Origin of the sequence: Pseudomonas sp. UBA1879 (assembly GCF_002338065.1) — a bacterium.
Lineage (GTDB): Bacteria > Pseudomonadota > Gammaproteobacteria > Pseudomonadales > Pseudomonadaceae > Aquipseudomonas.
Window position 1 is genome coordinate 42,638 of the sequence record NZ_DDHJ01000023.1, and the last position, 24,555, is coordinate 67,192.

The window sequence follows — 24,555 nt, forward strand, 5'->3', positions numbered from 1 at the left end:
CCCTAACGCACTTCGACAGGCATGTTTGGCAGTCAATCGGGAACAGGCGCGGTAACATTTGCTTATGAAAATAAGACGCGGCATTCAACTGCCGTTACGCAGGACCAGAACGGTCGAGGGTCTGGCTGAGCATTCGGAACATTGCCTACAAGCCAAGGTAACTCTCGGGGGATGTTGGACGCGCTAATGCGGATACATCCCCATCAGCGGGTGGCGATTTCCTGATTTTTTGAGGAGCCTTCCTACTGGGAGCGACGGAAACTCAGACGATGAGTTCCCATCGAGCCTACAAAGCGATCAACGCAAAGGTTTCGCGCCATACCAACGCGGCGTGTACACCCACTGCCCTCCTCCCACGCGAGGAAAGGTCGTGGTCAGCGACGAGCCGATCAGCACCATGGTGCGCATGTCGACCTGCTCCGGGGTGAGTTCGCCTAGCGTGACAACCTGCAAGGTCTGCCCCGGACGTCCGATGTCACGTCCCAAGGTCACTGGCGTTTCGGGCGTGCGATGTTGGCGGACGATTTCGAGGGCGCGGCCCAATTGCCAAGGGCGAGAACGGGAGATCGGGTTATAGAACGCCAGCGCCAGATCAGCCTGGCAGGCCAGGTCGAGGCGTTTCTCGATGACGTCCCAAGGCTTGAGGTTGTCCGACAGCGACATCACGCAGAAATCATGCCCCAAGGGCGCCCCGGCTTGAGCCGCCGTTGCCAGCGAGGCAGACACGCCTGGCAGGATTTCCAGATCGACCGAATGCCACAGCGGGTTATCCGATTCGTGCAGCGCTTCCAGCACCGCCGCCGCCATGGCGAACACGCCCGGATCGCCCGATGACACCACTACCACCGAACGCCCTTGAGCGGCCAGTTCGAAGGCGTGACGCGCGCGCTGCATTTCTTCGCGGTTGTCAGTGCAATGCAGGACTTGGTCGGCCCGAAACGGTCCGGCCATGCGCACGTAGGTTTCGTAACCCAGCACATCGTTGGCCCGCACCAGCTCGGCTTTGACCGCCGGAATCATGAACTCGGCAGCCCCTGGACCAAGGCCGATGACGGCGAGTCGGCCCCGCCCGTGACCGATCTGTTCAATGTCCAATGGTTGCGGCGCGACGACGATGGCGATGCCTTCAATCGGCGTAATCGGTGACAGCAGCTGCGGCAAGACCTGTTGCGCCATGTCACCCGGCGAGCCCGCTGCGGTGAAGCGTAACGGCACGTTCAGGGTCTCGGCTGCGGCATGCAAGGCGGGGTTCGCCATGTCGTGTTCACTGACCAGCAGGCATGCCAGTGATTGCAGCGCGATGCGCGATTCGTGCAGCGCCGCTTTCACGGCGTCGGCGACGTTGTCGACCTTTGCATCCACCGCCACTAACACGTTGCGTGGATAGATCAACAGTTCGTTGGCCGACGGCTCACGCTCGGCATAGCCCACGCGAATCGCCAACTCTGCACGATCATCTTCCGGCAACTGCGCTTGCGCGAGCCAGGGTGCTTCGCCTTCGATACGCACCCTTTCGCCTGACAGCAAATCGGAGACGAATCGCTTGCCCAGTTCCAGATCGCCCAGCGCGTATCCTGACGGCGGGTTGAGCAGGCAGGTGCCGAAACGCAGCTCGCCACTGGTGGTGATCGCCGGGGTCGTTTCCAGGCCCGACGCAATCTCGCGGGCCATGACGTTGACGCCCCCCAGTCCACCCAGCAACGGCACTACGGCGCTGCCATCCTCGGCGACCGCGAGCACGGGCGGCTCGGCGCCCTTCTCCAACAACACCGGGGCCAGGGTGCGAATGACGATCCCTGCCGCGCACAACGCGATGATCGGCGTGTCGTGTTGATAAAGCTGACGCAACGTTGCGCCAAACTCGGAATAGCTGCGGTCTGCGCCTGCAACGCGCCCGACCAGCCCGTGAATCAGCGCGTCCGGGTACAGCTGTTGAATGCGCCGCGCCGTGTTCAACGCGCCCTTGCCCAGAATGACAATCGCAGGGGCTTTCTGACTGGAATCTCCCATCAGCCTTGCCACCTTTCGCCGGGGACAATGATCAGCGAGAAATACGGCGATGACATCGGATCAACATCGGCCAGCGGCACGATTTTCTGATTGCTCATGGTCGCGCGTTCGACATACAGCGCGCGCCCGGCAAGCCCGGTTTCGACCAGCACCTGACGCACTTTCGGCAGATTGCGGCCCAACTTCATGATGACCGCCGCGTCAGCGTCCACCAGTTTGCGTTTGAGCTCATCGGGGGACAGCACGCCCGATAGCACCGACAGGCTTTGGTTGCGATACACCAAGGGCGCGCCTAGCACGGAAGCACCGCCAAGCATTGAGCAGACGCCGGGCACCACTTCGGCCTCGTAGCGCGCGGCGAGGCGGTCGTGCAGGTACATGTAGGAACCATAGAAGAACGGGTCACCCTCGCAGATGACCGCAACGTCGCGACCGGCATCCAGATGCGCGGCGACGTCGAGGCTGGCGCTGTCATAGAAGTCGCTGATGATCTGCTCGTAGGACATCGGCGCCGGCAGCGCTTCGGTGGTCACCGGGTACACCAGCGGCATCAGTGTCTGCGCGGCTTGCAGGTGCGCTTCGATGATGCCGAATGCGTTGCCTTTCTTACCCTTGGCAACGAAATAGGCCACAACGGGCGACTCACGCAGCAGGCGCAAGGCCTTGACGGTAATCAGCTCGGGATCACCAGGGCCCACGCCCAGGCCTATCAGACGACCACGAACCTGCATCATTCGATCTCCGTGGCGAGGGCATTGACCGCAGCGGCGGCCATGGCGCTGCCGCCACGACGGCCCTGCATGATCACGTACGGCACACCGCGGCTGTCGGCAGCGAGCATGTCCTTGGATTCCGCCGCCCCGACGAAACCGACCGGAAAGCCAAGGATCAGCGCAGGTTTCGGCGCGCCAGCATCGAGCATTTCCAGTAGATAGAACAATGCGGTGGGTGCGTTGCCGATGACCACGACTGCCCCCTCCAGATGCGGACGCCACAGTTCCAGCGCAGCGGCAGAGCGAGTGTTGCCCAGCTCGCGCGCCAACTCAGGCACGCCATCGTGCTTGAGCGTGCAGATCACCTGATTGTTGGCGGGTAACCGAGTGCGAGTGACACCTTCGGCGACCATGTGCGCATCGCAGAGGATCGGCGCGCCGGCGGCCAGGGCTTGTCGTCCCGCCGTACCGGCACCCGGCGAGTAGCGCAGCCCTTCGACCGCATCGACCATGCCGCAGGCGTGGATCACGCGCACGGCAAGTTTTTCCAGGTCGGCCGGGACGGTGTCGAGACGGGCTTCGGCGCGAATGATCGCGAAGGAGTTGCGATAAATCTCCTGGCCGTCGCGGATGTAATCAATCATCGGTGTTGCTCCGTGAGTCGGCGGTCAACAACGCACCGACTGCTTCTATAGTGAGGTCACGCCCACGCAGCGCGCCGAAACCCGGCTGCCCTGCGTGGCGAAAATACAGGTCATAACGTCCGGCAGACACCGCCTGCAACGTGACCGGGGCCGCGTGAGCGGCGGCGCAGGAACGGCTGCAACCGGACAGATGAACCGCTCGGCTCACCCCCTGTTGCTGCAGGTGCGTGGCCAATGTAAGCGCGTCGGCCTTGGTGTCGGCCAAGCCTTTGCCGCAGGCGGCTGAACCGGTGCAGGCGATCATCTGTGTCAAGGCTTGATTGGCGTCGCACAACAGGCCCACCGCGCCCAGCCCGTCGATAACACGAGGTGTGCTTTCAGTGCGCACGTTGCGCAGCATCAGGCTTTGCCAGGGAGTCATCGCCAGCCAGCCATCGCCCAGTTCAACGGCCAATGCCGCCGCGCGGCGCAACATGGACGGACTCAAGCGCCCCAACGGCACGACAGCGCCGACCGCAGTAAGTCCGGCTTCTCGTAGTGGATAACACCCGATGTGCGCGTTGGGGGTGACCGGCGCGCGACGCCATGTGGTGACTTTTTGATCATGCAGGACCGGATGCCGCAACCGCTCGGACAAGCGCTCAAGCACCCACGCCGGGGATCGCTCTTCAAGCAAATGACGCATGCGGGTCTGCTCGGACCGCGCATTGTCAAGGAACAACTCCAAGACCGCGACCACCAGATCATGACCCGCCTCCACTGACACCGCCGCCCATGGCGAGTCGGTCGCAGGGCAACCGGCCAGACCGAAGCCCAACAGCGTCTTGCCATCCACCCTCAACGCCGAGAGCCACAGATCGTGGGGGTGTTCGAGCATCGACAGACCTTCGCCCGCGTCCAGAGACACCGCGAACTTCGGCGACAGCTCGTGAAAGCGGGGATGGGTTTCCAGGGTGTGCAGAAGCTGCTCAGCCAGCGGGCGGGCATCGAACAGTTGATGAGGGTCGATGCCTGCGGTAGGGCTGAGCATCAGGTTGCGCACGTCATCACTGGCGAGATTCTTCGGCCCCAGCCCGGCATCGAGCAAGCTCGTGATCAGTCCCTGATGATCCTCACCAATCCCGCGAATCTGCAAATTGCCGCGGTTGGTCGCCTCAATGACACCGCTCGCGAACTGCTCGGCCGCATCCGCCACTGCCTGCGCCTGTTGCGCGGTAATCGCCCCCCCTGGCAACTTGATCCGGCAAATCCCGCCATCCAGCGCCGGAACGATACGCAACAACCCCGGACAGGCCGAGGGACGCAGGGGCGCAGCAGGGATTCGAGCGGACAACGGCTCGGCCAAAGGGTCACCTGATGTGAACGGAATGAAGGGGCAGAAGGCAGGTTCTGCAAGGCCGGTATTATGCCTGCTTTGGCGGGGGGCGGGAAAAGGCGGTCTGTCGGATGAGCGATACGCGCTACCTGAATGCGCCGGTAAGCTCCCGCCGGCCCATGCGAACGTCTCGGGAACAGATGCGCGCCCACAGGGGCATGCGCTTGCATTTCCGACAGGGCCACGGACGACGAGACCCTGCCAGCGGGGTATCATGCCGAGCTTATCCACAGGTCGCCCAAGCCGGCCTGTCGCAAGCATTGGGTCTGAGGGCAATACATGTCGCCGTGGCTGACAGTCGTGGGAATCGGTGAGGACGGCTACAAGGGGCTGGGCAAGAATGCCCGGCACGCGCTGTTGCAGGCGCGGCAGGTGTTCGGCAGTTCGCGCCAGCTCAATCTATTGCCGCCGTGCATTCAGTGCGAACGGCGTCAGTGGCCGAGCCCGTTTTCCCTGCAGCCCGTACTGGAGCAACGCGGAGAACCGATTTGCGTGCTTGCCAGTGGAGACCCGATGTTATTCGGCGTTGGCGTCAGTCTGTCGCGTCAGGTGCCGATCGAGCAGATGCGCGTGATCCCGGCGCCTTCTTCTTATTCGCTGGCTGCTGCGCGCCTGGGTTGGGCGTTGCAAGATGTCGTGACCCTTTCGGTCGTCGCTCGCCCACTGGCGGCCCTGAATGCGCAGCTGCACCACGGCCTGCGCCTGTTGGTGCTGAGCAATGACGGCCACAGCCCCGCAGCGATTGCCGCGTTGCTGCGTGAGCGGGGTTTCGGGCCTAGTCATATGACCGTCCTCGAACACCTCGGCGGCGCGACCGAACGTCGGGTGGAGGGTATCGCGCAGGATTGGTCGGACCTGGACATCGCCCCCCTGAATCTGGTGGCCATCGACTGCCGCGCCGAGCCGAACACCCTGCGCTTGTCGCCCCTCGGCGGTCTGCCGGACGACGCGTTTCGCCATGACGGTCAATTGACCAAACGCGATGTGCGAGCCATTACCCTCGCCCGCTTGGCCCCTGTGCCTGGCGAGCTGTTGTGGGATGTCGGCGCGGGCTGTGGCTCCATCGGTATCGAGTGGATGCGCGCCCATCCCACGTGCCGCGCGGTAGCGATTGAGTCGAATGAAGATCGCCAGGCGTTGATCGAATTCAACCGGGATGCGCTGGGCGTTCCAGGTCTGCAATTGGTGCGTGGCAAAGCCCCCGATGCCCTTGAAGGGCTTGAATGCCCGGATGCGATTTTCATCGGCGGCGGCGTGACCCGGGATGGAGTGCTGGACAGTTGCTGGGAACAGCTGCGCTCGGGGGGGCGCCTGATCGCCAACGCCGTGACGGTGCAAAGCGAGGCCATGCTGATCAACTGGCGCGAGCGCCACGGCGGTGAGCTGACCCGAGTCCACATCGCTCACTCCAAGCCTTTGGGAAAATTCGACACCTGGCGTCAGGCATTGCCCATCACCTTGCTCGAAGTGATCAAACCCTGATGCGCGACGAAACCGCCGAGCAACCTGCTCCCCTGCGCAGCGGCCTGACCACGGGCAGCTGCGCGACGGCTACCTCACTGGCGGCGGCGCAGTTGCTGTTGGCCGGTGAGGTCAGCGACGCCATCGACATCACGTTGCCCAAGGGCAGGCAGGTGCAGATGCGTCTGGAGTTCTGTCGCTTGATCGAAGGCGGCGCGGAGGCAGGAACGATCAAGGATGCGGGCGACGACCCGGACGTCACCCACGGCGCGCTGCTGTATTCACAAGTCCGCCTGACCGAAGCGCCCGGCGTACGGTTCGTCGCAGGGCCTGGCGTCGGCACGGTAACTCGACCCGGCCTGGTGCTGGGCGTTGGCGAGCCTGCGATCAACCCCGTGCCCCGGCGCATGATGACCGAACACCTGTCGCGACTGGCCGCCGAGCAAGGTTATGCAGGCGGCTTCGAAATCACGGTTTGCGTCGACAAAGGCAGCGAGCTGGCCCTCAAGACCATGAACCCGCGTCTGGGCATTCTGGGCGGGCTTTCTATCCTCGGCACCAGCGGCATCGTCCGGCCGTTTTCCTGCGCGGCGTACATCGCGTCGATTCATCAGGGCATCGACGTGGCCAACACCAACGGCTATCGACACATTGCTGCCTGCACCGGCAACGCCAGCGAAGACACCATGCGCCGGGTCTACGACCTGCCTGACATCGCCCTGATCGAGATGGGCGATTTCGTCGGCGCTGTCCTCAAGCATCTGCGCAAGGTGCCTGTGGATAAACTCAGCCTGTGCGGCGGTTTCGGCAAGATCAGCAAGCTCGCCGCTGGGCACATGGACCTGCACAGCCGGCACTCAAGCATCAATCTGGACCAGCTGGCGCAATGGGCGGCCGACGTGGGTGCTGACGCCGGTTTGCAAAAGCAGATTCGCGAAGCCAACACCAGCCAACAGGCGCTGGCCATCGCGGCGGCGGTCGGCGTGGCGCTGGGGGATGCGGTGTGTCAGCACGCGCTGGATTTCGCCCGCAGCGTGGTGCCGGCGCAGGTTCAAGTCGAGGTCTTTGCCATTGACCGGCAAGGTGGCATCGTCGGCCATGCGGGTGCGTTCCAGTGACGCGCATTTTATTGTTGGGCGGTGTGACGGAAGCGCTGGCCATCGCCCGGACGCTGGAGCCACACCACATCTACAGCCTTGCGGGCGTGGGCCGCGTGCCAAGCGACTTACATTGCCAAGTGCGAGTCGGCGGTTACGGCGGCGCGGAAGGCCTGGCGCAATTCGTACGCGATGAAGGTATTGGGCTGATCGTCGATGCGACGCATCCTTACGCCGCGCAGATCAGCCAGAACGCCGCAACCGCCGCGAAACTCACAGGCATTCCGTGCTGGGCCTTGCGTCGTCCAGCGTGGCAGGCCGGTCCTGAAGACGATTGGCGAGAGGTCTCGGACTGGGCCGAACTCATCACAGCGCTCGCGCCCTTCAAACGCCCGCTTTTCACCCTGGGACGCGAGCCTTTGCAACACCTGCACGAAATTCCGGAGCAGCAGTTCTGGACCCTCCGCGCCCTTGACCCCTATCCCGGTAACGAACGCTGCGAAGTCATCGGCGCCCGCGGCCCGTTTCATCTCGAAGACGAGCGCGGGTTGTTCGAGCGTCGCGACATTGATGTGCTGATCAGCAAAAACAGCGGGAGCAGCGCGACCGAGCCCAAGCTGGAAGTCGCGCGGGAGCGTGGGGTGCCCGTGCTGGTGTTGAAGCGGCCGGTATTGGCGGGTGCAGATCGGGAGTTCTGGAGCGTCGCGCAGGCGTTGTCCGCTCTACAAGACATTTCCTGATCCAGACCCAAATCGTCGTAAGTTCGCCAGAAACACGACGAACGCTCCGACTTTACTCGTCTGCTACGCCTGACTTCGGAAAAAAGCCTGACGGAATACCTTTTCCGCATGATTTTTTTCGAGCGTTCCACCTCATTCTCGAACTGGCTAAAGTTGTTAAAAGACAAAACTGGCCAACGACGCATATTTGCGCGACTTGATGCCGCTCAGGACGGGCATTTCGGGGATTGCCAACCGGTTGGCAGCGGAATTTATGAAATGCGAATACATTATGGACCTGGGTACCGGGTCTGCTTCACTCGCCGTGGCCCTGTCTTTTACCTCCTGCTGATTGGCGGCGACAAATCCACCCAGGCGCGTGATATCGATCAAGCCAAGGAAATGGTAAAGAACCTCGGCATGAGGACATGAAAATGAAAGTTAAAGAAGAATTCAAACCGTACGATGTGGTGGACTACCTCGATACGCCGGAAGACATGGCGGGTTATCTGGATGCTTGCCTGAAAGAAGATCAAGGCGATGGCGCCCTGGTTCTCAAAGCTCTCTGCAACATCGCCCGAGCGCATGGCATGACCCAAATCTCCCGAGACATGGGAGTGGATATGGACAGCCTATCCCAAGCGCTGAGCAATAAAGGTAATCCAGACCTTGCAACAATCATGAAAGTCATCAAAGCCTTGGGACTCAAGCTCCACGCTTCGACCTGACCCCCCGCGACACATCGCCGCACCCGCGCTTTTTACATCTTGCGACCATTCAGGCTAAATGGCCGACATGAAAGAACAACAACGTACCCTCATCAGCCTCAAGCGACGCCGGGCCTTTGCCTGGGTGGCGTGTTTTGCGCTGCTGTTCGGCATGTTGGCGATGCCCATGACGCCGACGATGCCGCGCACGCAAGCTGAGCGGGTGGTATGGGGGAGTTTCTGCACAGGCAGCGGCACGCGCCTGGTGGCAACGGCCCTTTTGCCTGCCGACCAAGGAACCCCGGAGCGTAACGATCACGCCCTGCTGGAACACTGCCCGTGCTGTTCTGGCGCGATGTCGATGGTGGCGATTCCCGCCGACAATCAGCCGGGCTTTATCGTCTTCATCCAGCCTATTCGGTTGCCGGACGCCATTCTGGTGTTCCATGCCCCGCCCCGTGTCTTATGGCCCAACCTCAACCCACGAGCCTCTCCGCGCGTCTGATCGTTCGTTCACGCTTTATCTCGCGTATCTGAATGACTTGGAGAGGCCTGCCCCATGTTGAAAAAAATCCTGCTACTGACGGCATTGTTGCTGTCCACCTGCGTGGTTGATGCCCACGAATACGAGAAGGGCCCACTGGCTATCGCTCACCCGTGGTCGATGGAGTTACCGCCCAACGCGCCCACCGTTGCGGCCTATTTCGTGATCAAAAACGGCGGCGCGGACGCCGATCGTCTGCTCAGCGTCGACAGCCCCATCGCGGGGACGGCTCAATTGCACGAGCATGTGCATCAGGACGGCCTGATGAAGATGCAGCAAGTCGACACGGTATCGATTCCGGCAAACGGAACGGTGACATTTGCCCCGATGGCGTACCACGTCATGCTGCTGGACTTGAAGGACCGCTCGAAGCTGACCACTGGCCAGCGCTTCCCGTTGAGCCTTCATTTCGAAAAGGCAGGCGATGTGACCGTTGAGGTAGCGGTGCAGAAAGAGGCACCCGACATGCCAGCACATGCTCATTAATCGTCCTTGCTGATCGACGCCGAATGCCCTTGAGCCGCTTATCCGCGAGACGCCGCCTTCACGCTCACGCTCCCCGTAAAACGTCGGGTGCGTGGCTGAGCCTGTTCGCGATGCTGATGATCTTCATCGGCCCGCTGATTTCGCAATCGATGCCAATGGAGCACCACGCGGGCATGCCGATGCCGGTCTCTATGGCGGCCGACATGAACATGCCCGCATCGATGGACAGGCCGTCTGGCGAACACAGCGGACACCACGCGAAAGCTCAGGACCCAGCCGGCGTCGACCATGTGATCTGGGCCAAGTGCGGCTATTGCACCCTGCTGTTCAGTTGCCCCGCGCTGACTCAAACACTCGCCGTCATTGCACCAGTTCCGCCGAAGCCCGCCGACTTCTACCGTGCGGCCCCGCGGGAGGGTCACGCACAACGCAAGGTCTTCCCCAACGCCCGCAGTCGCGCCCCGCCCTTCGCTTCCGTCGCTTGAAACTTCAGAACATTCGCACCCGCTGACGGCCATGCAGCCGTCAGCGGGCTGCGCCGTGCTTATCCCTGACGGGAGCGTTTCACTGTGTCCAAGCCCAATCTGTCTTTCTACAACCTGGCGTGGCGCTGGCATTTCTATGCCGGGCTGTTCGTGGCGCCGTTCATGATTCTGCTGTCATTGACCGGGATCGTTTATCTTTTCAAACCGCAGCTGGATTCACTGATGTACAGCGACCTGCTGACGGTCAAACCGGCCCATCACCTGCTGAGCGCCGACGAGCAGCAACAGCGTGTGCTCGCGGCCTACCCCAACGTATTGATCAGCAAATACCTGCCGCCTGTGAACGCGCAGAGCAGCGCGCAATTCGTGGTTAAACAAGACGGCCGCGACGTGAACCTGTTCATAGACCCCTATAGCGGCGAGCTCCTCGGCACCCAGGATGCGAAGAGCAACCTGCAAGCGATGGCCCGCGCGCTGCACGGCGAATTGATGATCGGCACGCTCGGCGATCGGCTCGTCGAGCTGGCGGCGGGTTGGGGCATCGTGCTGGTGGTATCAGGGCTTTATCTGTGGTGGCCGCGAGGACAATCACCGGCAGGCGTGTTATGGCCTCGGATCAGCGCCAAAGGCCGAGTGTTCTGGCGTGACCTGCATGCCGTGACCGGTTTCTGGGGCTCGGTGGCGCTGCTGTTCATGCTGTTGAGCGGCATGACCTGGACGGGCATTTGGGGCAAGGTCTACGCCGATGTCTGGAACACCTTTCCGGCCGCGATGTGGAATGACGTGCCGAAGTCTGACAAACAGGCCGGCGAGCTGAACACCGCCGCCGTGCAGACCGTGCCGTGGGCGATGGAGAACACGCCAATGCCGGTGTCGTCTGGCGATCATGCCGAGCACATGAACCACCGCGCCATGTCCAGCGCACCCGCCGCGCCGACGATCACCCTGCAACGGGTCGTGGACATCGCCAAGGAGCGGGAGATCGAACCCGGCTACAGCATCACCCCGCCGAAAACCGCCGATGGCGTGTTCACTGTCTCAGTGTTCGCCGACGACCCGCGCAACGACGCCACACTGCATGTCGATCAGTACAGCGGCAAGGTGCTGGCGGATGTGCGTTACGGCGATTACAGCCTGGTGTCTCGGGCCACGGAGCTGGGCGTGATGCTGCACGAAGGCAAGATGTTCGGCTGGGTGAATCAGCTGATCATCTTGTTCATTTGCCTGATGGTGCTGCTGAGCTCGGTCAGCGGAATTGTGATCTGGTGGAAACGTCGCCCGCAAAACCGTTGGGGCGTGCCGCCGCTGCGCCATGATTTGCCTCGCTGGAAAACCGCGACGGCAGTGATGATCCTGCTGGGCATCGCCTTTCCGCTCGTCGGGATTTCCATGTTGGCCGTGTGGGTGCTCGATCGGATAGCCCTTTCGCGCTTTGCCAAATCGACGACAACAGCTTAGATTGCGTCCTGCGGGGCCTGAGACCTTTTTTGGGTGGTTTAGTGATGAATTCCTCCTCATTTCCGGTTTCAGGCCCCGTCCTTCCATTCAGCTGCGTCATTGGCTTTTCCACATCCCACTCGTACGAACCCATTTGTGGGAGATTCTATGGCTGCGGGCAAACCGCATTCGCCAGCGAGCCGGCTCCCACAGGGGTCATGCATAGGTCATAAAATCTGCGACCGACATCGTATCCGTGGGAGCCGGCTTGCTGGCGAATCCGGTCTTACATTTATGAGAGTATTGACTGACCTACCACCTTCGCCAGCAAGCCAGCTCCTACAGATTCAGCGCGCGGCACATTTCTCGTAAAACCTGTCGACTCAGACAACTTCGTCGCACCACATCAGCGCACCTTGCGCACCATCACTCCGGTCCCATCCCACATTGGTGCAAGCCCTCCCCGCTTCGCGACGCTTTCATTCGATTTTGCGACGTTTTCGCCGTTGGCCCAGCCTTTGCTAAAGCCTAACCAGCCTCAACCTCTGCACAGCCAACCGCCGTCATTTCTAAAAAATCAAAGAATGGAGCTAGCCAATGAAGCGTCGTAGTTTGCTTAAAGCGTTCACCTTGTCCGCATCGATCGCCGCTATGGGTTTGACCTGGACCGCCCAGGCCGCTGACACCATCAAGGTCGGCATTCTTCATTCTTTGTCCGGGACCATGGCCATCTCCGAAACGTCGCTCAAAGACATGGCGCTGATGACCATCGACGAAATCAACGCCAAGGGCGGCGTGAACGGCAAGAAGCTGGAAGCCGTGGTCGTTGACCCTGCGTCCAACTGGCCGCTGTTCGCCGAGAAGGCGCGTCAATTGATCACTCAGGACAAAGTGTCCGTGGTCTTCGGTTGCTGGACGTCGGTGTCGCGTAAATCGGTGTTGCCGGTCTTCGAAGAGCTGAACGGCCTGCTGTTCTACCCGGTGCAGTACGAAGGGGAAGAGATGTCGCCGAACGTGTTCTACACCGGCGCCGCGCCTAACCAGCAGGCGATTCCCGCAGTCGAGTACCTGATGAGCGAAGACGGCGGCGCGGCCAAGCGCTTCTTCCTGCTGGGCACCGACTACGTGTACCCACGCACCACCAACAAGATTCTGCGTTCGTTCCTGCACTCCAAAGGCGTGAAGGACAGCGACATCGAAGAGGTCTACACCCCGTTCGGTCACAGCGATTACCAGACCATCGTGGCCAACATCAAGAAGTTCTCCGCTGGCGGCAAGACCGCTGTGATCTCCACCGTCAACGGCGACTCCAACGTGCCGTTCTACAAGGAGCTGGGTAACCAAGGCCTGAAGGCCACCGATGTGCCGGTCGTGGCGTTCTCGGTGGGGGAAGAAGAACTGCGTGGCGTCGACACCAAGCCGCTGGTGGGCAACCTGGCCGCCTGGAACTACTTCGAGTCGGTGAAGAACCCGGTCAACACCAAGTTCGTCGCAGACTGGAAAGCCTACGCCAAGGCGCACAACCTGCCGAACGCCGACAAGGCGGTGACCAACGACCCGATGGAAGCCACCTACGTGGGCATCCACATGTGGGCGCAGGCGGTCGAGAAAGCCAAATCCACCGACGTGGATAAAGTCCGCGACGCCATGGCTGGCCAGACCTTCGCCGCGCCATCGGGCTTCACCCTGACCATGGACAAGACCAACCATCACCTGCACAAGCCAGTGATGATCGGCGAGATCAAAGCCGACGGTCAGTTCAACGTGGTCTGGAAAACCAAGGAGCCGATCCGTGCTCAGCCTTGGAGTCCGTTCATTCCGGGCAACGACAAGAAGCCTGACTATGCGGTGAAGAGTAACTGACACCCTGTCGGGCTTGCGCCCGACATCTCCTGTAGGAGCGTGGCTTGTCCCGCGATCTGGCGCGAAGCGGCAGTGAATCCATCACATGCGGTGAGTCTGTCATACCGCGTTTGCGGGTTTTACGACGGGTCCCCCGCCGATCGCGGGACAAGCCTCGCTCCTACAGAGTTTCACGCATGACGTTATGTCATGCGGGTGCTTCCAGGACACCGATATGCCCATACCTCTCTACCGCTTCATCCTCGCGTTGAGCCTGTTGCTGCCTTTCGCGGCGCATGCCAGCGATGCCAGCGACTTTGTCGCGGCCGAATCTCCCGAACGCGCAGAATTGCTGGAAGCCTGGGCCGCCAAGCCCGATCCGGCGCGCGTCGAATTGTTGGTTGCCCTGCAGGAAGGTCGCGTGGCCGCCGACAGCAGCAACCGTGCGTTCATTCAGAACGGCGACACTTACACCGCCGTGGATCCCAACGCTCCGGCTTTAGCGGACGCCCCTAATCCCGACGAGCCACAGGCGATCAGCCTGAATAACCGCCTGCGCGGTCTGGTGGAAACGGCGCTGGCCAGTCACCAACTGCTCGCTGCCGACGCCAAGCTGCGTCTGGCCGCCGCGTTGACCCTGCAAAAAAGCGCACGTCCGGCGCAGCTTCAATTGCTGATGAAACAGGTCGCCGCAGAAAAAGACGACGCTGTTCATTCAGCCCTGAACCTGGCGCTGGCCAATCTGCAACTGGTCGACACCAGCCCGACGGTGCGCCTCGCCGCTGTCCGCCTGCTGGGTGAAACCGGCGATCCCTTGGCCCGGACGCGCCTGGAAAACCTGCTGGAACCGAACGTCGAAACCGATCCCTCGGTGCGTCTGGCGGCCGAGACCAGTCTGGCGCAAGTCAAACGCAAGCTAATGATCGGCGAAGTGATCGGTCAGGTGTTCAGCGGTATTTCGCTCGGCTCGATCCTGCTGCTGGCCGCGTTGGGTCTGGCGATCACCTTCGGCTTGCTGGGCGTGATCAACATGGCCCACGGCGAAATGCTGATGCTCGGCGCCTATGCCACGTATGTGGTGCAGATCATGTTCCAACGCTATGCCCCAGGCGCGATCGAGCTGTACCCGCTGGTGGCGCTGCCGGTGGCGTTCTTCGTCACGGCCTGCATCGGCATGGCGCTGGAGCGAACAGTGATTCGCCACTTGTACGGCCGCCCGCTGGAAACCCTGCTCGCCACCTGGGGCATCAGCCTGATGCTGATTCAGTTGATTCGCGTGGTGTTCGGTGCGCAAAACGTCGAAGTGGCCAATCCGGCCTGGCTGTCCGGCGGGATTCAGGTGCTGCCGAACCTTGTGCTGCCGTACAACCGGATCATCATCATTGGCTTCGCGCTGTTCGTGGTAGTGCTGACCTGGCTGCTGCTGAACAAGACCCGCCTGGGTCTGAACGTGCGCGCCGTGACCCAGAACCGCAACATGGCCGCCTGTTGTGGCGTGCCCACCGGGCGCATCGACATGATGGCCTTCGGACTCGGTTCCGGCATCGCCGGGTTGGGCGGCGTCGCGCTGAGTCAGATCGGCAACGTCGGTCCTGACCTGGGCCAGAGCTACATCATCGACTCGTTCCTGGTGGTGGTGCTCGGCGGTGTCGGTCAACTGGCCGGCAGCGTGATGGCCGCCTTCGGGCTGGGCATCGCCAACAAGATTCTCGAACCGCAAATTGGCGCAGTGCTGGGCAAGATCCTGATCCTGGCGCTGATCATTCTGTTTATCCAGAAACGTCCGCAAGGGCTGTTCGCGCTCAAAGGACGGGTGATCGACTGATGAACCAGCCAATGATGGTTACCGCCGCGCAACGCGCTGGCACCAAAGTCACGCTCGGAGTGGGCTTGGTCATCCTCGCCCTGTTGATCGCCTTGCCGCTGATGTCGCTACTGCCCGAAAGCAACCCGCTACAGGTCTCGGCCTACACCCTGACGCTGGTGGGCAAGATTCTGTGTTACGCCATCGTTGCGTTGGCCCTGGATCTGGTCTGGGGCTATGCAGGCCTGCTATCGCTGGGGCACGGCCTGTTCTTCGCCCTGGGCGGCTACGCGATGGGCATGTACCTGATGCGCGAAGCCTCGGGCGACGGCCTGCCCGCGTTCATGACCTTCCTGTCGTGGACCGAGCTGCCGTGGTACTGGGTCGGCACCCAGCATTTCCTCTGGGCGATGTGCCTGGTGGTGTTGGCGCCGGGTCTGTTGGCACTGGTGTTCGGCTTTTTCGCCTTCCGCTCGCGAATCAAGGGCGTGTATTTCTCGATCATGACCCAAGCCCTGACTTTCGCCGGGATGCTGCTGTTCTTTCGCAACGAAACGGGTTTTGGCGGCAACAACGGATTCACCAACTTCCGCAGCATTCTAGGCTTCAGCATCACTTCGCAAGGCACGCGGGCAGTGCTGTTTCTGCTCACCGTGGCGTTGCTGGTCGGCAGCCTGTTCGTCGGCTGGCGATTGGCACGCAGCAAATTCGGCCGGGTGCTGACCGCTGTGCGCGATGCGGAAAACCGCTTGATGTTCTGCGGCTACGACCCCCGTGGTTTCAAGCTGTTCGTGTGGGTACTGAGTGCGGTGTTATGCGGCTTGGCAGGGGCGCTGTACGTACCGCAAGTGGGCATCATCAACCCCAGCGAAATGTCGCCGACCAACTCCATCGAAGCCGCGGTGTGGGTCGCTTTGGGCGGTCGTGGCACGTTGATCGGCCCGTTGCTGGGCGCCGGTCTGGTCAACGGCATGAAGAGCTGGTTTACCGTGGCCTTCCCTGAATACTGGCTGTTCTTCCTCGGGGCGCTGTTCATTGTGGTGACGCTGTACCTGCCCAAAGGCGTGATTGGCCTGATGAAAAAAAGGGACGAACAATGAAAAGCACACCGACTCCCGCGTTCGATCCGTTGCTGGACCCGAACAGTGACGCTGGCACCAGCCGCGACGCCATCGGGCTGGGCCAGGTCGCAGGGAAAGGCCTGAACACTCGGCACGGCACCATTCTCACGCTGGAAAACATCAGCGTGAGTTTCGACGGTTTCAAGGCGCTGAACGACCTGAACCTGTACATCGGCGTGGGGGAATTGCGCTGCGTCATCGGCCCCAACGGTGCGGGCAAGACCACGCTGATGGACGTCATCACCGGCAAGACCCGCCCCAGCCACGGTACCGCCTGGTTCGGCGAGACGCTGGACCTGACCAGGATGAGCGAAGTGCAGATCGCTCAGGCCGGGATCGGGCGCAAATTCCAGAAGCCCACGGTGTTCGAAGCGCTGAGCGTGTTCGAGAACCTGGAGCTGGCGCAGAAGACCGACAAGTCGGTGTGGGCCAGCCTGAGGGCCAGGCTCAACGGCGAGCAGCGCGACCGCATCAGCGAAGTGCTGGAAACCATACGCCTGACCGCCTCGACGGAGCGTCCAGCCGGACTGCTTTCCCACGGACAGAAGCAGTTTCTGGAAATCGGCATGTTGCTGGTCCAGGACCCGCAGCTGTTGCTGCTCGATGAGCCCGTCGCGGGCATGACCGACGCCGAAACCGAGTTCACCGCTGAACTGTTCAAAAGCCTCGCGGGCAAGCATTCGCTGATGGTGGTCGAGCACGACATGGGCTTCGTCGGCACCATCGCCGACCACGTGACCGTGCTGCACCAAGGCAGTGTTCTGGCGGAAGGCTCACTGGAAGACGTGCAGGCGGATGAGCGGGTGATTGAGGTGTATCTCGGCAGATAACCCCGCCCCTGTAGGAGTGAGCTTGCTCGCGATGACGATTGCCTAGTCAACACATCATCGCCTGACGAACCGCTATCGCGAGCAAGCTCACTCCTACAGGTCTTGATTAATTGCATGAGAATGTAGCCATGCTCCAGGTTGAAAAGCTTCACCAATACTACGGCGGCAGCCACATCCTGCGTGGCCTGTCTTTTGACGTGAAGATCGGCGAAGTCACCTGCCTGTTGGGCCGGAACGGCGTGGGCAAGACCACGTTGCTGAAAGTGCTGATGGGCCTGCTGCCCGCCAAAGAAGGCATGGTGCAGTGGGAGGGCAAGCCGATCACCGGTTTCAAACCGCACCAGCGCGTGCACGCCGGCATCGCTTACGTGCCGCAAGGCCGCGAGATTTTCGGGCGTCTGACGGTGGAAGAAAACCTGCTGATGGGGCTGTCCCGCTTTCCTGGCTCCGAGGCCAAAGAAGTACCCGCCTTCATCTACGAGCTGTTCCCGGTGCTCCTGCAAATGAAACATCGCCGTGGCGGCGACTTGTCAGGCGGGCAACAGCAGCAACTGGCCATCGGCCGCGCCCTGGCCAGCCGGCCCCGCCTGCTGATTCTCGACGAACCCACCGAAGGCATTCAGCCCTCGGTGATCAAGGAAATCGGCGCAGTGATCAAGAAGCTCGCGGCCCGCGGCGACATGGCAATTCTGCTGGTCGAGCAGTTCTACGACTTCGCCGCCGAGCTGGCGGATCAGTACATCGTCATGTCCCGTGGCGAGATCATTCAGCACGGTCGCGGTGAAAACATGGAAGCCGAGGGCGTTCGTGGTCTGGTGACCATTTGATGCCCCGATCAGCTAAGGTAGACGCCTTCGACGTGCGATTGCGAATTCTATGAATCTTCCTGCCCACACCGCCCTGTTCACGCCCAGCTGGCACGCCGAGCTGGAGCTGGGCTATGGGCGTTTCGACGACACCACGCGCCCGACCCAACGCCGCCATAAAGGCCCCCTGCGGGTGCAAAAACACCTGTACCCCGAAGGGCCGGAAGTCTGTCAGCACATCATCGTTCACCCACCGGGCGGGATCGCCGGTGGGGATCGCCTCGACATCAGCGCCAGCGTTGGTCCCGATGCCTGGGTGCAGCTCACCAGCCCGGGCGCCGCCAAGTGGTATCGCGCCGCAGGCGCCGCTTATCAACAGCTTGAATTGAAGGTCGCCGCAGGCGCGACGCTGGAATGGCTGCCGCAGGAGACGATTGCCTTCAGCGAGGCCAAGGCCGAACTGACCACCCGCATTGATCTGGAGGGCGATGCGCGGCTGTTTTATTGGGACGTCGTCGCGCTGGGGCGCCCGGCCAGTGGCGAGCGTTTCGATCAAGGGCATTTTCAGGCGCATCTGGACATTCGACGGGACGGCAAATTGCTGTGGCATGAACGCCAGCGCCTCACGGGCAATGACGCCTTGCTGGATTCACCGGTGGGCCTGTGCGGTAAACCGGTGTTCGCGACGCTGATCGTGACCGGGGAGATTGACGCGGAGCTGATGGAGCGTTGCCGCGAACGGGCTGAACACTCGCCGGTGCGTGGGGATTTGAGCCAGTTGCCGGGTCTGATCGTGGCGCGCTGCCTGGCTGACGAAGCGCTGCATGCGCGGGCCTGGTTGATTGAATTATGGACACTGCTGCGGCCTGCTCTGCTTGGTCGCGACGCGGTCGCACCCAGAATCTGGAGTACTTAAGCACCGTGGCCCTTGTAGGAGTGAGCTTGCTCGCGATAGCGGTGAGTCAGACAGATATCCTTCTCTGAAGAACCGCTATCGCGAGCAAGCTCACTCCTACAAGATTTGCGGTGGCTTCAACTTATTTGGTTTTGAAACGGAAAAAAACATGGACCTGACGCCACGCGAAAAAGACAAGATGCTGATCTTCACCGCAGGCCTGGTGGCCGAGCGGCGACTGGCACGGGGCTTGAAGCTCAACTACCCGGAAGCCATGGCCTTCATTTCCGCCGCGCTGCTCGAGGGCGCGCGCGATGGGCAGACCGTCGCAGAACTCATGCACTACGGCACCACCCTGCTCACCCGTGAACAAGTGATGGAAGGCATCCCGGAAATGATCCCGGAGATCCAGGTCGAGGCCACCTTCCCGGACGGCACCAAGCTGGTCACCGTCCACCAGCCGATTGCCTGAAACACCCTTTTGAACAAGTGAAAACGAACATGACGTATACGATTCGTGACGCGCTGCTGACTGACATGCCTGCCGTGCTGGACATCTACAACGACGCCGTCCTCAACACCACGGCGATCTGGAACGAACAACCCGTTGACCTGGCCAATCGCGAAGCGTGGTTCGCCGCACGCCAGACCCAGGCTTATCCGATTCTGGTGGTCGTCGATGGTGCCGATCAGGTGCTGGGCTATTCCTCGTTCGGCGACTGGCGGCCCTTCGAAGGCTTCCGCCACACCGTCGAACACTCGGTCTACGTGCGCGCCGATCAGCGCGGCAATGGCCTCGGTCCCTTGTTGATGAAAGCGCTGATCGAGCGAGCCAAAACCTGTGACAAGCACATGATGGTCGCGGCCATAGAAAGTGGGAATGCAGCGTCGATTCACCTGCATGAACGACAAGGCTTCACCACCACCGGCCAAATGCCGCAAGTCGGCACCAAGTTTGGTCGCTGGCTGGACCTGACCTTCATGCAACTGGACCTGTCGCCGGGCGCCAAGGCGCCGCCTTCCCAAGCGCCAGGTCAGTAACCCGTTCGCCAACGCTATGCCCTGATTTCTTTAAAGGAAGCCAAGTCATGAATGCTGCCCAGCTGCGACGCGTCACCGGTGAAAGCTTTGCGCATTACCGTCACGGTCTGGTGGCGTTGTTGCTGGACGCCGTGCACCGAGGCGCGTCCGTGGGCTTCATGGCTGATCTGAGCGCCGATGAGGCCTACGGCTGGTGGGAAAGCGTCAAGACTGAGGTCGAGCTGGGCAAGGTGTTGATGTGGGTAGTGGTGCAGGACGAGCAGGTGCTGGCCACCGTGCAACTGGCGCTGTGCCAAAAGGCCAACGGCCTGAACCGTGCCGAAGTGCAAAAGCTGCTGGTGCTGCATCACGCCCGCCGTCGCGGGTTGGCGACGCAACTGATGCAGGCCGTCGATCAGGCCGCCGCGCAGCACAAACGCGGGCTGCTGTACCTGGACACCCTGGCCGGTTCACCGGCCGAAGATTTCTATCGCGCGCTGGGTTATGAGCTGTGCGGCCAACTGCCGGACTACGCCTGCAACCCGGACGGCGAGTACCACGCCACCGCCATTTATTACAAGTTACTGTCGAGGAAGAGCGCATGATTCCTGGTGAATACCAGATCCAGCCCGGTGACATCGAACTCAATGTCGGGCGCCGGACGATCACCCTCAGTGTCGCCAATAGCGGCGACCGGCCGATTCAGGTCGGGTCGCATTTCCATTTCTTCGAAACCAACGACGCCCTCACCTTCGACCGCGCCGCCGCCCGCGGCATGCGCTTGAACATCCCCGCAGGCACCGCCGTACGCTTCGAGCCGGGCCAGGCGCGAGAAGTCGAGCTAGTGGACCTGGCGGGGTTGCGTCGGGTGTTCGGGTTCGCCGGGCGGGTAATGGGCGACCTGTAGCAGCGCCGAGCTTCAAGCCACAAGCGGCAAGAAACAGCAGTCCGCGGCGTACACAATTCCGCTTTTACTTGAGGCTTGCAGCTTGAAGCTTGCAGCTCAAATTGATTCGAGGAACGAGAATGAAGATCAGCCGACAAGCCTACGCCGACATGTTTGGCCCTACCGTGGGTGACCGCGTGCGTCTGGCCGACACTGGGCTGTGGGTCGAAGTCGAGAAAGACTTCACTACTTACGGCGAAGAAGTGAAATTCGGCGGCGGCAAGGTCATCCGCGATGGCATGGGCCAGGGCCAGCTGTCAGCCGATGACGTGGTCGACACGCTGATCACCAACGCACTGATCATCGATCACTGGGGCATCGTCAAAGCCGACGTCGGCCTCAAGGACGGGCGCATCGCCGCCATCGGCAAAGCGGGCAACCCGGACATTCAGCCGGACGTGACCATCGCCATCGGCGCGGCCACCGAGGTCATCGCTGGTGAGGGCATGATCCTCACCGCAGGCGGCGTCGACACCCACATTCACTTCATCTGTCCGCAGCAGATCGAAGAAGCGTTGATGAGCGGCGTCACGACCATGATTGGCGGCGGCACTGGCCCCGCGACCGGGACCAATGCCACCACCGTCACTCCCGGCAAATGGCACATGATGCGCATGCTGCAGGCCGCCGAGGCGTTTCCGATGAACATCGGCTTCACCGGCAAGGGCAACGTCAGCGTGCCCGAGCCCTTGATCGAGCAGGTCAAGGCGGGCGCCATCGGCCTGAAACTCCACGAAGACTGGGGCACCACGCCGGCCGCCATCGACAACTGCCTGAGCGTCGCCGATCAGTACGACGTGCAGGTGGCGATCCACACCGACACCCTGAACGAGTCCGGCTTCGTCGAAACCACGCTCGGCGCGTTCAAGAACCGCACCATTCACACCTATCACACCGAAGGCGCCGGGGGCGGCCACGCGCCGGACATCATCAAGGCCTGCGGCTTCCCTAACGTGCTGCCGAGTTCGACCAACCCCACCCGGCCGTTCACCCGCAACACCATCGACGAGCATCTGGACATGCTGATGGTCTGTCACCACCTGGACCCGAGCATCGCCGAGGACGTGGCCTTCGCCGAAAGCCGCATCCGTCGTGAGACCATCGCCGCCGAAGACATCCTCCACGACCTGGGCGCGTTCTCGATGCTCAGCTCCGACAGTCAGGCCATGGGCCGCGTGGGTGAAGTGATCCTGCGCACCTGGCAGACCGCCGACAAGATGAAACGCCAGCGCGGCGCCCTGCCGGGTGACGGTGAGGGTAACGACAATTTCCGGGTCAAGCGTTACATCGCCAAATACACCATCAACCCGTCGATCACACACGGCATCAGCCACGAAGTCGGCTCGGTGGAAGTGGGCAAGTGGGCGGACCTGGTGCTGTGGCGCCCGGCATTCTTCGGCGTCAAACCGACGCTGATCCTCAAGGGGGGCTCCATCGCCGCCAGCCTGATGGGCGATGCCAACGCCTCGATCCCGACCCCGCAACCAGTGCACTACCGCCCGATGTTCGCCAGCTACGGCAGCTCACTGCACGCCAGCAGCCTGACCTTCATCAGCCAGGCGGCGTTCGATGCCGGCGTGCCTGAACAGTTGGGTTTGAAGAAACAGATCGGTGTAGTGAAAGGCTGCCGCAGCGTCACCAAGGCCGACCTGATTCACAACGACTACCTGCCCAAGATCGACGTCGATCCGCAAACCTACCAGGTCAAGGCCGACGGCGTGTTGCTGTGGTGCGAGCCTGCGGACGTGTTGCCGATGGCGCAGCGGTATTTCTTGTTCTGACGCGCATACCCTGTGTGAGACGTCGGAGGTTACGACGGCAGCGGACATTCACGTTTGCCCGAACCGCTGACGCCTCACAGCGAGCCCCTCAATCGTCTAACGCTTTATCGACCTTATCTTTGAGATCCTTTGCGGGATACTGCCCCACCAACTGAGGGACAACTTCTTTTCCGTCCTTGATGAACACCATGGTCGGCCCGTGATTAATCCCGTATTTCTTTGAGGTGATGGGGCTCAGGAAGTCGGACAAATTCTTGTCCAACGCAATCTCGACCCTAAAAAACGCGACCTTGCCGGTGTCGCTGTAGCCCTTCGCAACCTCATCGAAGATAGGGTCCATTCTGGCACTGGCATTAGCGGTGCCTTTCGCGGTCTTTTTTTCCCGAGTGGAAAATTCCACGACCGCCAGACGTCCTTTCGCGCCAGCCTGAGTTTCAAAGTTAGAGTCGTCAACAACAATCACGTCCATGGTGAGCTCCTTGCTTCAGTGTTTGAAGGGTTAGATGAACGTATGCCTCGCACGCGTGCACGTCTACTGTCAGAAATGACAGTAGACGTGGCGCAAACCGGTTGTTCTTCCCGTCACGACATGGCGCTAATATGGCTCGCCCTTCACTCAGCGCTTTGCCAGCAAGAGCGAGCACCCCGAGCGGTCTCGAATCCGATTGAATCTCAAGGCATGCGAATGAAAATTTCCAAACAAACCTACGCCGACATGTTTGGCCCTACCGTGGGTGACCGCGTGCGTCTGGCCGACACTGAACTGTGGTCGAAGTCGAGAAAGACTTCACCACTTACGGCGAAGAAGTGAAATCCGGCGGCGGCAAGGTCATCCGCGATGGCATGGGCCGGGGCCAGCGGTCAGCCGATGACGTGGTCGACACGCTGATCACCAACGCACTGATCATCGATCACTGGGCATCGTAAAGCCGACGTCGGCCTCAAGGACAGGCGCATCGCCGCCAGCCTCATGGGCGATGCCAACGCCTCGATCCCGACCCCGCAGCCGGTGCACTACCGCCCGATGTTCGCCAGCTACGGCAGCTCACTGCACGCCAGCAGCCTCGCTTTCATCAGCCAGGCGGCGTTCGATGCCGGCGTGCCCGAACAGTTGGGGTTGAAGAAACAGATCGGCGTAGTGAAAGGCTGCCGCAGCGTCACCAAGGCCGATCTGATTCACAACGACTATTTGCCCAAGATCGACGTCGATCCGCAAACCTACCAGGTCAAGGCCGACGGCGTGTTGTTGTGGTGCGAGCCTGCGGACGTGTTGCCGATGGCGCAGCGGTATTTTCTGTTCTGACGCTGTAGGAGCGCGCTTGCCCGCGATTGCGGTCTCCCGGTGACAGAGATGTCGCCTGACACATCTCTATCGCGGGCAAGCGCGCTACTACTGGTCTACGCCACCAATCAGGAACCTTTGCTGATCAACGCAGGCAAAGTCGTCTTGCCACTAAGCAGCCCCACTTTCTGCAAAATGTCATTGATCGCTCCGACTACACCCAACTCCTGATTGGACAGTTTCTCGTTACTCACACCCTTCTCCAACGCCTGATACACCAGCAGCTTGCCTCTGGACACGTCGTCGTTGGGATCGCTTGGAGCATGTTTGTCGTCTTCGATTTTCTCGGTGAGCAAGGCAACTTGCTCATTGGCGAATAGCACAAATTCCTCTTTCGACATGGTGTCCTCCTTGGACGCACGATTGAGCAGCGTTTTCAGAGCCACGCTAAGCTCCCCTCCGCGCCCTGTCTACTGTCAGAAATGACAGTAGCCCTTGCGTAAAACTGTTGTTCTTCCCGTCACAACATGGCGCTAAGATGGCCCCACTT

26 protein-coding genes and 1 pseudogene are annotated in these 24,555 nt (G+C 61.3%); 21 read left to right on the forward strand and 6 right to left on the reverse strand.

Annotation, left to right across the window (positions count from 1 at the left end; translation table 11 throughout):
- Positions 1-297: 297 nt before the first annotated feature.
- The 4 genes from cobJ to cobG are packed head-to-tail and all read right to left on the reverse strand — an operon-like array spanning position 298 to position 4,712.
- Positions 298-2,010: a precorrin-3B C(17)-methyltransferase gene (gene cobJ / locus B3N48_RS24725; RefSeq protein ID WP_296188153.1), complete on the reverse strand. Its 1,713-nt coding sequence runs from the start codon at positions 2,008-2,010 to the stop codon at positions 298-300.
- On the reverse strand, positions 2,010-2,744 hold the full coding sequence (locus B3N48_RS24730; RefSeq protein WP_414704282.1) for a precorrin-2 C(20)-methyltransferase: 735 nt from the start codon (positions 2,742-2,744) through the stop codon (positions 2,010-2,012). Before B3N48_RS24730 ends, cobJ begins: the two co-directional genes overlap by 1 nt.
- Complete coding sequence (locus tag B3N48_RS24735) at positions 2,741-3,367, reverse strand: precorrin-8X methylmutase (protein WP_296188156.1); 627 nt, start codon at positions 3,365-3,367, stop codon at positions 2,741-2,743. The genes B3N48_RS24730 and B3N48_RS24735 overlap by 4 nt, the downstream gene beginning before the upstream one ends.
- Entirely contained in the window at positions 3,360-4,712 is a 1,353-nt protein-coding gene (gene cobG, locus B3N48_RS24740; protein WP_296188158.1) for a precorrin-3B synthase, read from the reverse strand. Before cobG ends, B3N48_RS24735 begins: the two co-directional genes overlap by 8 nt.
- A gap of 309 nt (positions 4,713-5,021) precedes the next feature.
- Here cobG and cbiE point away from each other — a divergent pair, with 309 nt between their 5' ends.
- From cbiE to ureC, 20 genes are all read left to right on the forward strand, one after another.
- On the forward strand, positions 5,022-6,224 hold the full coding sequence (gene cbiE / locus B3N48_RS24745) for a precorrin-6y C5,15-methyltransferase (decarboxylating) subunit CbiE (RefSeq protein WP_296188159.1): 1,203 nt from the start codon (positions 5,022-5,024) through the stop codon (positions 6,222-6,224).
- A complete protein-coding gene (locus B3N48_RS24750; RefSeq protein ID WP_296188162.1) occupies positions 6,224-7,321 on the forward strand; it encodes a cobalt-precorrin-5B (C(1))-methyltransferase in 1,098 nt (365 codons plus the stop codon). The genes cbiE and B3N48_RS24750 overlap by 1 nt, the downstream gene beginning before the upstream one ends.
- Complete coding sequence (locus tag B3N48_RS24755) at positions 7,318-8,040, forward strand: cobalt-precorrin-6A reductase (protein WP_296188165.1); 723 nt, start codon at positions 7,318-7,320, stop codon at positions 8,038-8,040. Before B3N48_RS24750 ends, B3N48_RS24755 begins: the two co-directional genes overlap by 4 nt.
- A 108-nt stretch (positions 8,041-8,148) precedes the next feature.
- A complete protein-coding gene (locus B3N48_RS24760) occupies positions 8,149-8,451 on the forward strand; it encodes a type II toxin-antitoxin system RelE/ParE family toxin (protein WP_296188167.1) in 303 nt (100 codons plus the stop codon).
- 2 nt (positions 8,452-8,453) lie between these two features.
- Positions 8,454-8,747 (forward strand): addiction module antidote protein, encoded by a 294-nt coding sequence (locus B3N48_RS24765; RefSeq protein ID WP_296188170.1) that lies wholly within the window; start codon positions 8,454-8,456, stop codon positions 8,745-8,747.
- Between the two features lie 58 nt (positions 8,748-8,805).
- Positions 8,806-9,231, forward strand: coding sequence for a DUF2946 domain-containing protein (locus B3N48_RS24770; RefSeq protein ID WP_296188172.1), 426 nt, complete (start codon positions 8,806-8,808; stop codon positions 9,229-9,231).
- Positions 9,232-9,285: 54 nt separating this feature from the next.
- Positions 9,286-9,756 carry a copper chaperone PCu(A)C gene (locus tag B3N48_RS24775; protein WP_296188174.1) on the forward strand — a complete coding sequence of 157 codons (471 nt, stop codon included), beginning with the start codon at positions 9,286-9,288 and terminating at the stop codon, positions 9,754-9,756.
- A 23-nt stretch (positions 9,757-9,779) separates the two neighbouring features.
- The gene (locus B3N48_RS24780; protein WP_296188176.1) at positions 9,780-10,241 is read left to right on the forward strand and encodes a DUF2946 domain-containing protein; all 462 of its coding nucleotides are present in this window, start codon (positions 9,780-9,782) and stop codon (positions 10,239-10,241) included.
- Between the two features lie 84 nt (positions 10,242-10,325).
- Positions 10,326-11,699: a PepSY-associated TM helix domain-containing protein gene (locus B3N48_RS24785; RefSeq protein WP_296188179.1), complete on the forward strand. Its 1,374-nt coding sequence runs from the start codon at positions 10,326-10,328 to the stop codon at positions 11,697-11,699.
- A gap of 576 nt (positions 11,700-12,275) precedes the next feature.
- The gene (urtA, locus tag B3N48_RS24790) at positions 12,276-13,541 is read left to right on the forward strand and encodes an urea ABC transporter substrate-binding protein (protein WP_296188181.1); all 1,266 of its coding nucleotides are present in this window, start codon (positions 12,276-12,278) and stop codon (positions 13,539-13,541) included.
- 214 nt (positions 13,542-13,755) lie between these two features.
- The gene (urtB, locus tag B3N48_RS24795; protein ID WP_296188184.1) at positions 13,756-15,345 is read left to right on the forward strand and encodes an urea ABC transporter permease subunit UrtB; all 1,590 of its coding nucleotides are present in this window, start codon (positions 13,756-13,758) and stop codon (positions 15,343-15,345) included.
- On the forward strand, positions 15,345-16,424 hold the full coding sequence (gene urtC, locus B3N48_RS24800) for an urea ABC transporter permease subunit UrtC (RefSeq protein ID WP_296188187.1): 1,080 nt from the start codon (positions 15,345-15,347) through the stop codon (positions 16,422-16,424). The genes urtB and urtC overlap by 1 nt, the downstream gene beginning before the upstream one ends.
- Entirely contained in the window at positions 16,421-17,275 is an 855-nt protein-coding gene (urtD, locus tag B3N48_RS24805; protein ID WP_296188189.1) for an urea ABC transporter ATP-binding protein UrtD, read from the forward strand. Before urtC ends, urtD begins: the two co-directional genes overlap by 4 nt.
- Positions 17,276-17,403: 128 nt before the next feature.
- Positions 17,404-18,102, forward strand: coding sequence for an urea ABC transporter ATP-binding subunit UrtE (gene urtE, locus B3N48_RS24810; RefSeq protein ID WP_296188192.1), 699 nt, complete (start codon positions 17,404-17,406; stop codon positions 18,100-18,102).
- A 49-nt stretch (positions 18,103-18,151) separates the two neighbouring features.
- Positions 18,152-18,997: an urease accessory protein UreD gene (locus tag B3N48_RS24815; RefSeq protein WP_296188193.1), complete on the forward strand. Its 846-nt coding sequence runs from the start codon at positions 18,152-18,154 to the stop codon at positions 18,995-18,997.
- Positions 18,998-19,145: 148 nt separating this feature from the next.
- Entirely contained in the window at positions 19,146-19,448 is a 303-nt protein-coding gene (locus tag B3N48_RS24820; RefSeq protein ID WP_081563993.1) for an urease subunit gamma, read from the forward strand.
- A 29-nt stretch (positions 19,449-19,477) separates the two neighbouring features.
- Entirely contained in the window at positions 19,478-20,017 is a 540-nt protein-coding gene (locus B3N48_RS24825) for a GNAT family N-acetyltransferase (RefSeq protein ID WP_296188195.1), read from the forward strand.
- A 47-nt stretch (positions 20,018-20,064) separates the two neighbouring features.
- A complete protein-coding gene (locus B3N48_RS24830) occupies positions 20,065-20,601 on the forward strand; it encodes a GNAT family N-acetyltransferase (RefSeq protein ID WP_296188197.1) in 537 nt (178 codons plus the stop codon).
- Positions 20,598-20,903 carry an urease subunit beta gene (locus B3N48_RS24835; RefSeq protein WP_296188200.1) on the forward strand — a complete coding sequence of 102 codons (306 nt, stop codon included), beginning with the start codon at positions 20,598-20,600 and terminating at the stop codon, positions 20,901-20,903. The genes B3N48_RS24830 and B3N48_RS24835 overlap by 4 nt, the downstream gene beginning before the upstream one ends.
- 119 nt (positions 20,904-21,022) lie before the next feature.
- Positions 21,023-22,723 (forward strand): urease subunit alpha, encoded by a 1,701-nt coding sequence (gene ureC / locus B3N48_RS24840; RefSeq protein ID WP_296188201.1) that lies wholly within the window; start codon positions 21,023-21,025, stop codon positions 22,721-22,723.
- Positions 22,724-22,811: 88 nt separating this feature from the next.
- On the opposite strand, the gene B3N48_RS24845 is transcribed toward ureC, so the two are convergent.
- Positions 22,812-23,192: a thioredoxin family protein gene (locus tag B3N48_RS24845; protein WP_296188204.1), complete on the reverse strand. Its 381-nt coding sequence runs from the start codon at positions 23,190-23,192 to the stop codon at positions 22,812-22,814.
- A gap of 210 nt (positions 23,193-23,402) precedes the next feature.
- Here B3N48_RS24845 and B3N48_RS27010 point away from each other — a divergent pair.
- A pseudogene (locus tag B3N48_RS27010) lies at positions 23,403-24,026 on the forward strand (hypothetical protein).
- Between the two features lie 107 nt (positions 24,027-24,133).
- Here the strand turns inward: B3N48_RS27010 and B3N48_RS24860 are convergent.
- Complete coding sequence (locus B3N48_RS24860) at positions 24,134-24,406, reverse strand: hypothetical protein (protein ID WP_296188206.1); 273 nt, start codon at positions 24,404-24,406, stop codon at positions 24,134-24,136.
- Positions 24,407-24,555: the final 149 nt, after the last annotated feature.

Coding starts and splice junctions, on each gene's coding strand:
- B3N48_RS24730 (WP_414704282.1), bottom strand. CDS start 2,744: ATGATGCAGGTTCGTGGTCGTCTGATAGGCCTGGGCGTGGGCCCTGGT.
- urtE (WP_296188192.1), top strand. CDS start 17,404: ATGCTCCAGGTTGAAAAGCTTCACCAATACTACGGCGGCAGCCACATC.
- B3N48_RS24765 (WP_296188170.1), top strand. CDS start 8,454: ATGAAAGTTAAAGAAGAATTCAAACCGTACGATGTGGTGGACTACCTC.
- B3N48_RS24750 (WP_296188162.1), top strand. CDS start 6,224: ATGCGCGACGAAACCGCCGAGCAACCTGCTCCCCTGCGCAGCGGCCTG.
- cobJ (WP_296188153.1), bottom strand. CDS start 2,010: ATGGGAGATTCCAGTCAGAAAGCCCCTGCGATTGTCATTCTGGGCAAG.
- B3N48_RS24815 (WP_296188193.1), top strand. CDS start 18,152: ATGAATCTTCCTGCCCACACCGCCCTGTTCACGCCCAGCTGGCACGCC.
- urtB (WP_296188184.1), top strand. CDS start 13,756: ATGCCCATACCTCTCTACCGCTTCATCCTCGCGTTGAGCCTGTTGCTG.
- B3N48_RS24820 (WP_081563993.1), top strand. CDS start 19,146: ATGGACCTGACGCCACGCGAAAAAGACAAGATGCTGATCTTCACCGCA.
- urtD (WP_296188189.1), top strand. CDS start 16,421: ATGAAAAGCACACCGACTCCCGCGTTCGATCCGTTGCTGGACCCGAAC.
- B3N48_RS24860 (WP_296188206.1), bottom strand. CDS start 24,406: ATGTCGAAAGAGGAATTTGTGCTATTCGCCAATGAGCAAGTTGCCTTG.
- B3N48_RS24825 (WP_296188195.1), top strand. CDS start 19,478: ATGACGTATACGATTCGTGACGCGCTGCTGACTGACATGCCTGCCGTG.
- B3N48_RS24780 (WP_296188176.1), top strand. CDS start 9,780: ATGCCCTTGAGCCGCTTATCCGCGAGACGCCGCCTTCACGCTCACGCT.
- urtA (WP_296188181.1), top strand. CDS start 12,276: ATGAAGCGTCGTAGTTTGCTTAAAGCGTTCACCTTGTCCGCATCGATC.
- B3N48_RS24735 (WP_296188156.1), bottom strand. CDS start 3,367: ATGATTGATTACATCCGCGACGGCCAGGAGATTTATCGCAACTCCTTC.
- B3N48_RS24845 (WP_296188204.1), bottom strand. CDS start 23,192: ATGGACGTGATTGTTGTTGACGACTCTAACTTTGAAACTCAGGCTGGC.
- cbiE (WP_296188159.1), top strand. CDS start 5,022: ATGTCGCCGTGGCTGACAGTCGTGGGAATCGGTGAGGACGGCTACAAG.
- B3N48_RS24760 (WP_296188167.1), top strand. CDS start 8,149: ATGATTTTTTTCGAGCGTTCCACCTCATTCTCGAACTGGCTAAAGTTG.
- B3N48_RS24835 (WP_296188200.1), top strand. CDS start 20,598: ATGATTCCTGGTGAATACCAGATCCAGCCCGGTGACATCGAACTCAAT.
- B3N48_RS24770 (WP_296188172.1), top strand. CDS start 8,806: ATGGCCGACATGAAAGAACAACAACGTACCCTCATCAGCCTCAAGCGA.
- ureC (WP_296188201.1), top strand. CDS start 21,023: ATGAAGATCAGCCGACAAGCCTACGCCGACATGTTTGGCCCTACCGTG.
- B3N48_RS24775 (WP_296188174.1), top strand. CDS start 9,286: ATGTTGAAAAAAATCCTGCTACTGACGGCATTGTTGCTGTCCACCTGC.
- urtC (WP_296188187.1), top strand. CDS start 15,345: ATGAACCAGCCAATGATGGTTACCGCCGCGCAACGCGCTGGCACCAAA.
- B3N48_RS24830 (WP_296188197.1), top strand. CDS start 20,065: ATGAATGCTGCCCAGCTGCGACGCGTCACCGGTGAAAGCTTTGCGCAT.